This window comes from Arthrobacter sp. NPDC055585 (genome assembly GCF_053619115.1).
In genome coordinates, this window is record NZ_JBSHIT010000001.1 from 391,315 (window position 1) to 403,375 (window position 12,061).

The 12,061-nt window shown below is 65.6% G+C and carries 10 protein-coding genes; 6 read left to right on the plus strand and 4 right to left on the minus strand.

The annotated features are described in order from the left end of the window. From ACWGQ2_RS01670 to ACWGQ2_RS01680, 3 genes are read right to left on the minus strand one after another with little or no spacing between them, the layout of a single operon-like run. Positions 1-927: an ABC transporter permease gene (locus ACWGQ2_RS01670; RefSeq protein ID WP_452013681.1), complete on the minus strand. Its 927-nt coding sequence runs from the start codon at positions 925-927 to the stop codon at positions 1-3. Continuing rightward, on the minus strand, positions 927-2,078 hold the full coding sequence (locus ACWGQ2_RS01675) for an ABC transporter ATP-binding protein (protein ID WP_452013683.1): 1,152 nt from the start codon (positions 2,076-2,078) through the stop codon (positions 927-929). Before ACWGQ2_RS01675 ends, ACWGQ2_RS01670 begins: the two co-directional genes overlap by 1 nt. A 5-nt stretch (positions 2,079-2,083) precedes the next feature. Beyond that, positions 2,084-3,298: an ABC transporter substrate-binding protein gene (locus ACWGQ2_RS01680; protein WP_452013685.1), complete on the minus strand. Its 1,215-nt coding sequence runs from the start codon at positions 3,296-3,298 to the stop codon at positions 2,084-2,086. Positions 3,299-3,547: 249 nt separating this feature from the next. Between ACWGQ2_RS01680 and ACWGQ2_RS01685 the strand changes: the two genes are divergently transcribed. From ACWGQ2_RS01685 to ACWGQ2_RS01700, 4 genes are read left to right on the plus strand one after another with little or no spacing between them, the layout of a single operon-like run. Then, complete coding sequence (locus ACWGQ2_RS01685; RefSeq protein ID WP_452013687.1) at positions 3,548-4,012, plus strand: Lrp/AsnC family transcriptional regulator; 465 nt, start codon at positions 3,548-3,550, stop codon at positions 4,010-4,012. Then, the gene (locus ACWGQ2_RS01690) at positions 4,009-5,412 is read left to right on the plus strand and encodes an aspartate aminotransferase family protein (RefSeq protein WP_452013689.1); all 1,404 of its coding nucleotides are present in this window, start codon (positions 4,009-4,011) and stop codon (positions 5,410-5,412) included. Before ACWGQ2_RS01685 ends, ACWGQ2_RS01690 begins: the two co-directional genes overlap by 4 nt. Next, positions 5,412-6,797, plus strand: coding sequence for an NAD(P)/FAD-dependent oxidoreductase (locus tag ACWGQ2_RS01695; protein WP_452013691.1), 1,386 nt, complete (start codon positions 5,412-5,414; stop codon positions 6,795-6,797). The genes ACWGQ2_RS01690 and ACWGQ2_RS01695 overlap by 1 nt, the downstream gene beginning before the upstream one ends. Before the next feature lie 35 nt (positions 6,798-6,832). Further along, entirely contained in the window at positions 6,833-7,300 is a 468-nt protein-coding gene (locus ACWGQ2_RS01700; RefSeq protein WP_452013693.1) for an N-acetyltransferase family protein, read from the plus strand. 16 nt (positions 7,301-7,316) lie between these two features. Here the strand turns inward: ACWGQ2_RS01700 and ACWGQ2_RS01705 are convergent, their stop codons facing one another. Then, positions 7,317-8,948 carry a PucR family transcriptional regulator gene (locus tag ACWGQ2_RS01705; RefSeq protein WP_452013695.1) on the minus strand — a complete coding sequence of 544 codons (1,632 nt, stop codon included), beginning with the start codon at positions 8,946-8,948 and terminating at the stop codon, positions 7,317-7,319. A 146-nt stretch (positions 8,949-9,094) separates the two neighbouring features. On the opposite strand from ACWGQ2_RS01705, the gene ACWGQ2_RS01710 reads away from it, so the two are divergent. After that, positions 9,095-10,585 carry a CoA-acylating methylmalonate-semialdehyde dehydrogenase gene (locus tag ACWGQ2_RS01710; protein WP_452013697.1) on the plus strand — a complete coding sequence of 497 codons (1,491 nt, stop codon included), beginning with the start codon at positions 9,095-9,097 and terminating at the stop codon, positions 10,583-10,585. A 20-nt stretch (positions 10,586-10,605) separates the two neighbouring features. Continuing rightward, a complete protein-coding gene (locus ACWGQ2_RS01715) occupies positions 10,606-11,976 on the plus strand; it encodes an aminotransferase class III-fold pyridoxal phosphate-dependent enzyme (RefSeq protein WP_452013699.1) in 1,371 nt (456 codons plus the stop codon). Positions 11,977-12,061 lie beyond the last annotated feature (85 nt).

Genomic DNA, 12,061 nt, shown 5'->3' on the forward strand with positions numbered 1-12,061 from the left:
TTACATCAGTTCTTTGGTGCCAAAACGCCGCACGTACAGGATCACCAGGAACAGGATCGCGAGCATCAGCAGGAAGGACAGGGCCGAAGCGCCCGGGTAGTCGACTACCCGGAAGAACCGGGAATCGATGACCTGGCCGATCATGGTGGTGTTCTGGTTGTTGCCCAGCAGCGCAGCGTTCACGTAGTCGCCGGTGGCCGGAATGAAGGTCAGCAGGGTTCCGGCCATAACGCCCGGCAGGGACAGCGGGAAGGTGATTTTGCGGAAGGTGGTGAAACCGTTCGCATAAAGATCGCCGCCGGCCTCGATGAGCCGGGTGTCCAGGCGTTCCAGGTTGGCGTAGATGGGCAGGGTCATAAAGGGCAGGAAGTTGTACGTCAGGCCGCAGATCACGGCGAATGCCGTAGCAGTGAGCCGGCCGTCCTCGGGCAGCAGGGACACTGCCCGGAGTACGGAGACCACAGGCCCTTCGTCCGCCAGGATCTGCTTCCAGGCTTGGGTGCGCAGGATAAAACTGGTGAAGAACGGCGCGATGATGAGGACCAGCAGGATGCCCTTGAGCAGCTTCCTCTCCCGCAGCCGCACGGCCACCAGGTAGGCCATCGGATAGCCGATGGCCAGCGCGGCAACCGTGGCGATCAGCGCAAACCCGAACGAGCGGAGCACCGCCGGCCAGTAGTTCTGCAGCACCACCACATAGTTGCCGAATTCAAGCGCCGGAACGAACTGCCCGACGTCGGCCCCTTCAGGCTTGATGTACAGCGAGGTGGCCAGCAGCGAAAGCACCGGCATGGCGAAGAACAGCAGCAGGAAGATGAACCCGGGAAGGATCAGCAGGTAGCCGATCCGGCCGCGGCGTTTGCTGGCCTCGTCTTCCGCGGCGCTGGGCCCGGTGCCGGTGGCCTTGCCCGCGGTGAGGAGCGCCATTAGAGGCCGTCCTCTCCGGCGCCGGCCTCCCGGTCCTCGCTTCCGCTGAGGCCAAAGGCGTGTTCGGGATCCCAGGCCAGACGCACCCGGTCACCGTCATTGAAGAGGGCTCCGCCGTGATTCTGGGAGAAGACACCAACGGTGCCGATCCCCTCGGCGTCAACCAGGTATTCGGTGCTGGCCCCGGTGAAGGAAGCATCAAGCACCACGCCGCGGATGGAACCGGGTGCGGCAGCAGCCGTGTCGGCTTCCATCCGCAGCTTCTCCGGGCGGATGCCCACCAGGATCTTGCCCGTGTGATCAGTGGCGCGGTCCTTGAGCAGGGTCAGGGAGTTGCCCGCGACGTCGATCTGCAGGTACTGCCCCGCGTCACCGGCAACCGTGGCAGGCATGAGGTTGGACTTGCCCAGGAAGTTCGCGACAAAAGCGGTTCGCGGAAGTTCGTACAGTTCCTGCGGCGGGCCCATCTGCTCAACCTGGCCGTGGTTCATCACGGCCACGGTGTCGGCCATGGTCATGGCCTCCTCCTGGTCGTGGGTGACGTGGACGAAGGTCAAACCGACTTCGGTCTGGATCTTCTTCAGTTCAACCTGCATTTGACGGCGCAGTTTCATGTCCAGTGCGCCTAGCGGCTCATCGAGGAGCAGCACGGCGGGCCGGTTGACGACGGCGCGGGCAAGGGCAACGCGCTGCTGCTGGCCGCCGGAAAGCTGCGCCGGCCGGCGGGCGGCCAGATGGGCCAGCTCCACCAGTTCCAGCGCGGCTTTGGCCTGGGCTTCGGCGTCGCGGATCTTCCGCCGCTTCAACCCGAATGCAACGTTGTCCAGCACGCTCATGTGCGGGAACAGCGCGTAGTTCTGGAAAACCGTATTGACCGGACGCTGGTACGGGCTGGTGCCCGTGATGTCCTTGCCGCCAATGGAGATGGTGCCGGCCGTGGGCTGTTCCAGGCCGGCAATCATCCGCAGCGTGGTGGTCTTGCCGCAGCCCGAGGGGCCGAGCAGGGCGAAGAAGGATCCGGAGGGGATAACCAGGTCCAGGTTGTCCACGGCCGTGAATTCGGTGAAGCGCTTGGTGACGCCGGTGAGGACAAGGTCTGCGCCTGTGCCCGTTGCTGCGCCGGGGTCCCGGGAAAGTTCGGTGGTGCTCATGGTGCCTAGTTTCCGATCGCGGTCTGGAAGCGGTCGTTGTAGTCGGTCTCTTCGTCCGGGGTCAGCGTCCGAATGACGTGGGCGTTGGCCAGGTACTCATCGGTCGGGAAGATCAGCGGGTTGTCCACGAGTTCCGGATCAATGGCTTCCATGGCCTCGCGGGCGCCTTCAACGGGGCAGATGTAGTTCACGTACGCAGCGACCGTGGCAGCGTTCACCGGGTCGTAGTAGTAGTCCATGAGCTTCTCGGCGTTGGTCTTGTGGGTGGCTCCGATGGGGACCAGGAGGTTGTCAGACCAGAGGGTGCCGCCGGCTTCGGGGATGGCGAATTCCCACTTGTCGCCTTCTTCGAAGTTCAGCTGGGTGATGTCGCCCGACCAGCCGATGACAGCCAGTGCGTCCCCGGAGATCAGGTCTTCCTTGTAGGAGTTGCCCTTGACCTGGCGGATCTGTCCGTCGGCGATCTGCTTAGAGAGGACGTCCAGGGCGTTCTCGAACTCGTCCTCGCCCCAATCTCCGGTAATGTCCACGCCGTTGTCCATCATGAGCAGGCCCATGGTGTCCAGCATTTCGTCGAGGACCTCGACCCGGCCCTTGAGCTCGGGCTGCCAGAGGTCGGAGACGGACTTCAGGCCCTTCGGGAAGGCTTCCTTGTTCCAGACAATGCCGCCGAAGCCGGACTGCCAGGTCAGGGAGTGCTTGCGTCCGGGGTCGAAGTCCACGTTCTTCAGGCTCGGGAGCAGGTTCTTGGAGTTGGGGATGTTGGCGAGGTTCAGTTCCTGGGTGTAGCCGAGGCGGATCAGGCGGCCGGCCATCCAGTCAGTGAGCGTGACAATGTCCTGTCCAATGTCCTGGCCTGCGGAGAGCTGGCCCTGCACCTTTCCGAAATAGGAATCGTTGCCGTCCACGTCCTCGGAGTAGTTGGCCTTGATTCCGGTGGCCTCGCTGAAGGCATCCAGCGAAGGATAGGTCCGGGAGGAGTCGTCGTAGTCCAGGTAGAGGGTCCAGTTGGCCCAGTTAACGATCTTGTCTGTGTCTGACACATCAGCTGCCGCGCTCGGCTTCGAGGAGGCACCGCCTCCGGTTCCTCCGCCCGTGCCGCAGGCCGCGAGCATGCCGGCAAGCGAGAGTCCGCCGGCCCCCATGAGCAGCTTCCGCCGGGAGAGCTGGGCGTTGACGATACTCCGTAGCATCGGATCATTCACGGGGCGCTTCGACATAAGGGGCTCCTTGCTGGCACTACTTGCACTGCGGACGGGTGTTGATGATTGATAGTGCCAGACCGAAATCCGTTGGGACAAGGTTTTCGTTGTAAAAGTTTTGTTACACAACGGTTTCCAAATGAATATGCCAAAGATCAGCACGCTTTCAGTATCGAAAAGCCTTGATTTCGCACGAAATAAAAGATTCAATTGCTAACACTCACGCAGTCTGAGCTCTCGAATCCGCACCTGGAGGTGGCGCAAACCATGGAATCCGCTTCTGCGAACCATTCCGTCGACGACATCTCCAAGGCGATCATTGAGCAGCTTCAGGAGGACGGACGCCGTTCCTACGCCGCGATCGGAAAGGCCGTTGGCCTCTCCGAAGCAGCCGTACGCCAGCGGGTCCAAAAACTGACAGACAGCGGCGTCATGCAGATCGTCGCGGTGACCGATCCCCTGCAGCTGGGCTTCCCGCGGCAGGCGATGCTGGGCATCCGCGTAAACGATGACGTCCTGGCGGTAGCCGACCGGATCTCAGCCATTGATCAGGTGGACTACTGCGTTGTCACCGCCGGCTCGTTCGATCTGCTGGCCGAAGTGGTGTGTGAAAACGACCAGGACCTGATGCTGCTGGTCAACCGGTTCCGCAGCATTCCCGGAGTTTCCACCACCGAGACCTTTATGTACCTCTCCCTGCGCAAGCAGGCCTACAACTGGGGCACCAGATGACCGAAACAACTGTCCAGCCTTCCTCAACAACGCCGCGCGGAACGGACCGCCAGGAGGCAGCCCGCAGGAACCTGTGGATGCACATGGCCCGCCACTCCGGAATCGCCGCCGGCGGAAATGTACCGATTATTACGCGCGGCAAGGGCCACCACATTTATGACGACCGCGGCCACGAACTGATCGACGGCCTGGCCGGACTCTTCACCGTGCAGGTTGGCCACGGCCGCGAAGAACTGGCCGAGGCCGCCGCCCGCCAGGCCCGCGAACTGAGCTTTATGCCGCTGTGGTCCTACGCCCACCCGCCGGCCATCGACCTGGCCGAGCGCCTCGCTGCAGAGGCCCCGGGCGACCTGAACCGCGTCTTCTTCACCAGCGGCGGCGGCGACTCCGTCGAGTCCGCCTGGAAACTGGCCAAGCAGTACTTCAAGCTCACCGGCCGGCCCACCAAGCACAAGGTCATTTCCCGTGCCGTCGCCTACCACGGCACTCCGCAGGGCGCCCTGTCCATCACGGGCATCCCGGACATGAAGTCCGCCTTCGAACCGCTGGTCCCCGGTGCCTTCCGCGTGCCGAACACCAACCAGTACCGGGCACCGGAAGGACTTGAAGATCCGGAGGCCTTCGGCCGCTGGGCCGCCGATCGCATCGGCGAGGCCATTGAATTCGAAGGCCCGGACACCGTCGCCGCCGTTTTCCTGGAGCCGGTGCAGAACTCCGGCGGCTGCTTCCCGCCGCCCCCCGGCTACTTCAAGCGCGTGCGCGAAATCTGCGACCAGTACGATGTCCTGCTGGTCTCGGATGAAACGATCTGTGCCTTTGGCCGCGTCGGTTCCATGTTCGCCTCCACCGACTTCGACTACGTCCCGGACATCATCACGTGTGCCAAGGGCATCACCAGCGGTTACGCGCCGCTGGGCGCGATGATCGCCTCGGACCGGCTGTTCGAACCGTTCGCCAAGGGCGACACCACGTTCTACCACGGCTACACCTTCGGCGGGCACCCCGTCTCCGCCGCCGTCGCCATGGCGAACCTGGACATCTTCGAAGCTGAGGACCTCAACAACCGGGTGAAGACCAACGCCCCGGCTTTCCGCGCGACGCTGGAGAAGCTGAAGGACCTGCCGATCGTGGGCGACGTCCGCGGCGAGGGCTACTTCTACGGCATCGAACTGGTCAAGGACAAGGCAACCAAGGAGACCTTCTCCGCAGACGAGTCCGAGCGCCTGCTGCGCGGATACATTTCCACGGCACTGTACGACGCCGGCCTCTACTGCCGGGCCGACGACCGCGGAGACCCCGTCATCCAGCTCGCGCCGCCGCTGACCATCGGCCAGCCCGAATTCGACCAGATCGAATCGATCCTCCGCTCCGTCCTCACGGAAGGGCTGAACCACCTCTGATGAGCATTTCCACAGCCCCGGTGAACGGAAACGTCTCCTTCTGGTACGCGGACACCGGCCTTCCGGATCCGCGTCCCGGACTGGACGGGGACCGCGAGGCGGACGTCGCCGTCGTGGGCGCCGGTTACACGGGGCTGTGGACCGCTTATTACCTGAAGAAGGCCCGGCCGGAGCTGTCCGTGGTGGTGCTCGAATCCCGTTTCGCGGGGTTCGGTGCCTCCGGACGCAACGGCGGCTGGCTGACCAACTCGATCACGGGCGGCCGCAGCCAGTACGTGAAGTCGCACGGCCGCGCCGTGGTGGGCCGGTTCCAGGAACTGCTTAACGAAACCGTGGACGAAGTCATCGCAGCTGCCGCGGCTGAAGGCATCGACGCTGCGGTGGCCAAGGGCGGTGAACTCAACGTTGCCCGCAACGAGGCCCAGCTGGGCCGGCTGCGTGCCTGGGCGAAAGAGGAAGCAGCGTGGCCCGAGGCCGGAACCCGCCTGCTCGACGCCGCCGAAACCGCCGGGCGGATCCACGTTGCCGGTGCGCTGGGCAGCATCCACCACCCGCACTGCGCCCGCATCCACCCCGCCCGCCTGGTGCGCGGGCTGGCTGCCGCCGTCGAACGTCTTGGTGTTCCCATATATGAGGGAACCACTGTGACTGATATCCAGCCCGGCCGCGCAGTCACTGACCGCGGAACTGTTAGTGCGAAGTATGTGCTCCGCGCTACCGAGGGCTTCACCGCGAACCTGCGCGGCCACCACCGCGAATGGCTGCCGATGAACTCGTCCATGATTGCCACCGAGCCGCTGCCGGACTCGGTCTGGCAGCAGATCGGCTGGGATTCAATGGAAACCGTCGCGGACATGGCCCACGCCTACATGTATGCCCAGCGCACCGCCGACGGCCGCATTGCCCTGGGCGGGCGGGGTGTGCCCTACCGCTTCGGTTCCCGCACCGATACTGACGGCGCCACCCAGCCGGAGACCATCGCCAGCCTCACGGCGCTGCTGCAGGACATGTTCCCCGCAGCGGCCGACGCCCGGATCGAACACGCCTGGGCCGGTGTCCTGGGCGTTCCGCGGGATTGGAAAGCCACCGTGGGCCTGGACCCAAAGACCGGCCTGGGCTGGGCCGGCGGGTACGTGGGCACCGGTGTGGCTGCCACGAACCTTGCCGCGCGCACGCTGCGGGACCTGATCCTGGAGCCCGGCAGCGAACTCACCCGGATGCCGTGGGTCAACCGGAAGGTCCGCCGGTGGGAACCCGAACCGCTGCGCTGGATCGCGGTGAAGGCTATGTATGCCGCGTACTACGCTGCCGACCGCGCCGAACGCAATGGCCGGAGCACGACGTCGCCCATCGCCAAGGGGGCGGACCTCGTCTCCGGGCGCTAAGGACGCTGCAGTCTCTCCTGCGCTACGCTCCACGTGTGCGAATCCGTGAACGCCGTGAGGGCGATGCTGCCGACCTTCTCCCCCGGCTGCGCGAAGTGCACCTTCGGGACCGCTATCCCCTGCGGCCGGGCAACGTTTCCTGGGCCTGGATTTGTGCCCCGTCCGGAGGCCCGGCGTGGGTTGCCGAAATCGGCGGCCGGGCCGTCGGCCATATAGCGCTCACACCGGACGGACCCGCAGTCAGCGATGGTGCCCTGAGTATCACGCGGTTCTTTGTGGGCGACGGCGCACGGGGTACGGGTGCCGGGGCAGCACTGCTCACCGCGGTGGAGAAGTACGCGGACGAAGCCGGCGTTTCCCTGGTGCTTGACGTGCTGGACGGCAGCGATTCAGCCATCCGGCTTTACGAAAAGCATGGCTGGACCCGGTTCGGCACCGTTCGGGCGAGCTGGACCGGACCGGACGGCACACACCCCGTCCTGCACCTTTACTCGTTTGGCTGATACGGCTTCGGGCCGGCTAGCCCGCCGGAGTCAGCGACTGCAGCTGGCGCAGCAGCACCGCAACGTGCAGGGACGTGCGGGACTCGGGATCATCCAGCGAAACCCCCAGCCGGGACTCAAGCTTCTGCAGCCGGGCGTAGAGCGTGGGACGGCTGAGGTAGCCGCTGCGAGCCAGCGCGGTCTTGTTGCCGCCGCACTCCAGGAAGCGCTGCAGAAGCACCAGGTCTTCGGCAGCCTCAATCCCGCGCAGCTCCGCTTCGGCGAAGGAGACCGCCCGCGGGTCTTCCCGCAGCAGGGCCAGGAGTCCGCGCAGCCGGACATCGGTGGACCGGAAGTACCGGTTGGCGCCGGCCGCCAGTGTGCCGGCCGTCTGCGCCACATGCGCGGCCTCATCCAGTCCGGCAGCGGCGTCGGACAGGCGTGACCGGGCGCGGCCTACTCCAGCGGTCCAGCGCAGCTCTCCCGCAGCCGCAGAAGTGCGCGCCGCAAGGTCACCGCAGATCCGCTCCAGCAGGCTGTCCTCCAGCATCCGCGCCGGCAGTGCCAGCAGCACTGCCACCTGCCCGGTCTGCAGCGCGGCCGCGAGCGCACTGTTCCGGGTCGCTGCCAGCACGGCGTCAAGCATTTCCAGCAGGGCACGTTCCCTGCGCTGCATGGACATCGGATCCTTCCCGGAGCCTGAATCCAGATGCAGCACCAGCGGCAGGTAGGCCGGGGATGGCTTCAGCCCCAGCGCCGATGCCCGGGTCAGCGCCTCGTCGTCGTCCTGTGACCGGGACCCGCGCAGCTCATGAATCAGGCCGGCCTGCGCCTGCTGGGCCAGTCCCGCCTGGTCCCGTTCGGCAAGGCGGTTGATGGACAACGCCTGGCCCGCACGCTCCAGGACCATGGCCGCTTCGGCCACGGCCGCGTCCGGGACACCGGGGAGCACAAGCCGGCCCCACTGCGCGCTGCCCAGGCCCACCGGGGTCTGCAGCCAGCGCTCGTCTCCGGCAACTTTGGTTTCCCGGTAGCCGCGAACTGCCCGGGAGCGCCGCTGCCAGTCCCGCAGCAGGTCCTGGGCCGGCAGCCCTGCGGCGGCGAACGCCACCACCAGGTGGGAGTTGTCCTCCAGCACCACGGGAGCATTCAGCAGCGCGGCGGTACGGTCCACAATTTCCTGCACCCCGGCGCTTTCCAGGCTCAGCATGGTGAAGACTTCATGCACCTGACGTGCTTTTTCAACCTGTTCGAGCTGGCTGGCGACAATCCTGCGGTGCACCACTTCGGTGACTTCCACAAACCTCACGGTCCGGTGCAGGCGGATCACGGGAAGTCCGGGCGAACCAGCTTCCAGCGCGCGCTGCGCACCGGCTGCCAGCGCCGCGGCTGCCTCCGGGCGGTCCGCAGGGATCTCGACAACCACGCCGGCCACCCCGGCGGCCTGCAGACCCGAGAGGTACTCCGCTGCCTGGTCCGCCGATTCGCCAAACGCCAGACCGGTGGTGAGCACCAGTTCCCCGCCCTCCAGCAGGTCAGCGAGGCTGCGCAGCTCGGCAACGTGCACCCAGCGCACCGGCACATCCAGCGAATCGTGACCGGTGAGGATCTCCGGCTCCCCGGCACGGACGACGTCGAGGTCCAGGACGGTGCGCAGCTGCAGGCTCATGCTGGGAGTCTAGGCAGACTCGAACCCGCTGACCTGACAGATCGTAAAGATTTCCGAATATTTCCTGACAACCTGGCAATGTTCCTCGCCTGCCGCTCCGGGCTTAGATGGTGTCCAGTCCCACCATCTACGCCCAAGGAGCAAACGTGCAGACCACGAAGCACTGGATCAACGGCGCCTTCACGGCACCGGCAGACACCCGCCTCGCCGACGTGACCAATCCGGCCACCGGCAAGACCACCTCCCAGGTTGCCCTGGCCAGCGAGGAAACCGTCAACGAAGCCGTTGCGGCCGCAGCTGCCGCCTTCCCGGCCTGGCGCGACACCTCCCTGGCCCGCCGCGTGCAGATCCTCTTCAACTTCCGTGAACTGCTCAACGCCCGCAAGCCCGAACTCGCTGCGATCATCACCGCCGAGCACGGCAAGGTCCTCGACGACGCACTGGGCGAAATCAGCCGCGGCCAGGAAGTCGTTGAATTCGCCTGCGGCATCCCGCACCTGCTCAAGGGCGGCTTCACGGAGAACGCCTCCACCAAGGTGGACGTGCACTCCGTGCGCCAGCCGGTTGGGCCCGCTGCGATCATCAGCCCGTTCAACTTCCCGGCCATGGTTCCCATGTGGTTCTTCCCGGTTGCGATTGCCACCGGCAACACCGTAGTGGTCAAGCCCAGCGAAAAGGACCCGACTGCGGTCAACTGGGTTGCCGAACTCTGGAAGGAAGCCGGCCTGCCGGACGGCGTGTTCAACGTGGTCCACGGTGACAAGGTTGCAGTGGACACCCTGCTGCACCACCCGGATATCAAGTCCGTCTCGTTTGTGGGCTCCACCCCGATTGCCGAGTACGTCTACCGCGAAGGCACTGCCAGCGGAAAGCGCGTCCAGGCCCTGGGCGGCGCCAAGAACCACATGATTGTCCTGCCCGACGCCGACCTGGACCTGGCTGCCGACGCCGCAGTCAACGCCGGCTTCGGCTCCGCAGGCGAGCGCTGCATGGCAATCTCCGCCCTGGTCGCCGTCGGACCGATCGCTGACGAGCTCGTTGCCAAGATCGCCGAGCGTACCCGTACCCTGCGCATCGGCGACGGCCTGCGCGGCACCGACATGGGTCCGCTGGTCACCTCCGCCCACCGCGACAAGGTGGCAAGCTACATCGACGCCGGCGAGGCCGCCGGAGCCACGGTTGTCCTGGACGGACGCAAGGTGGAAGCCGACGCAGACGGCGAAGGCTTCTTCCTCGGCCCGACCCTGTTCGACAACGTCACCCCGGAGATGTCCATCTACACCGATGAGATCTTCGGCCCCGTGCTCTCTGTGGTCCGCGCCGAAAGCTACGACGAAGCGCTGGCCCTGATCAACGACAACCAGTACGGCAACGGCACCGCGATCTTCACCAACGACGGCGGCGCCGCCCGCCGCTTCCAGAATGAAGTCCAGGTGGGCATGGTTGGAATCAACGTTCCGATCCCCGTACCCATGGCGTACTACTCCTTCGGCGGCTGGAAGAACTCGCTCTTCGGCGATTCCCACGCACACGGCACCGAGGGCGTCCACTTCTTCACCCGCGGCAAGGTTGTCACCACCCGCTGGCTCGACCCCAGCCACGGCGGCCTGAACCTCGGCTTCCCGCAGAACGCCTAAGCCCCAGGAAGGATTCGATCATGAGCACCACAGCTGAACCGGCAGTCTCCGAAGAGGAACTGGCCGCAGGACGCCGCGCCTGGGAGCTGGACCGCAAGCACGTGTTCCACTCCTGGTCCGCCCAGAAGCAGATCAACCCGATGACCATCACCCGTGCTGAAGGGTCCTGGGTCTGGGATGGAGAGGGCCGCAAACTGCTGGACTTCTCCTCCCAGCTGGTCAACACCAACATTGGCCACCAGCATCCCAAGGTCGTGGCAGCGATCCAGGAGCAGGCCGGCAAGCTGTGCACCGTTGCCCCGCAGTACGTCAACGATGCCCGGTCCGAAGCCGCACGCCTGATCTCCGAGCTGACCCCGGGGAACCTGGACACGGTGTTTTTCACCAACGGCGGCGCCGACGCCATTGAGCACGCCATCCGCATGGCACGCCTGCACACCGGCCGCTACAAGGTTCTCTCTGCCTACCGCTCCTACCACGGCGGCACGGCACTGGCAGTCAACGTCACGGGTGATCCGCGCCGGATCCCCAATGACTACGGCACTTCAGGAACCGTGCACTTCCACATTCCGTTCCTGTACCGCAGCCAGTTCCACGCCACCACGCAGGAAGAGGAAGTCCAGCGCGCGCTGGACCACCTGGAACAGCTCATCCTGCTTGAAGGTGCCGGCGCGTTCGCTGCCCTGGTGCTTGAGTCCATTCCGGGCACCGCCGGCATCATGGTTCCTCCGCCCGGTTACCTCGCCGGTGTCCGGGAGCTGACCCGCAAGTACGGAATCGTGTTCATTGCCGACGAGGTCATGGCCGGCTTCGGCCGGTCCGGCAAGTGGTTCGCCGTGGAGCACGCCGAGGGTGTGGAGCCTGACCTGCTCACCTTCGCCAAGGGCGTGAACTCCGGCTACGTCCCGCTGGGCGGCGTGGCAATCTCCGACGAGATCGCGGCGACGTTTGCCAGCTCGGCCTACCCGGGCGGCCTGACCTACTCGGGCCACCCCCTGGCCTGTGCTGCAGCCGTTGCCACCATCAACGCCATGCGCGATGAAGGCATGGTGGAGAACGCCGCCCGGCTGGGAGAAACAGTGTTTGGCCCGGGACTGGCCGAACTGGCGCAGAAGCACGCCAGCGTCGGCGAGATCCGCGGAACCGGCGCGTTCTGGGCCATCGAGTTCGTTCAGAACCGTGAAACCCGCGAACCGCTGGCACCGTACGGCGGTTCCAGCCCGGCCATGAATGAACTCATTGCCGCCTGCAAGGAACGCGGGCTCCTGCCGTTCGCGAACTTCAACCGCATTCATGTGGTGCCGCCGCTGAACATCACCGAGGAAGAGGCCCGGACAGGCCTGGGCATCCTCGATGAGGTCATGGCAATCGCGGACGATTACACGGAGTAGCCGCCTCACCGCAGCTTCCGGTCCGGCGGCGGGCCCCCTCCGGGACCGCCGCCGGACCGGCAGCGCCGGCCGAAGTTTTGCACGG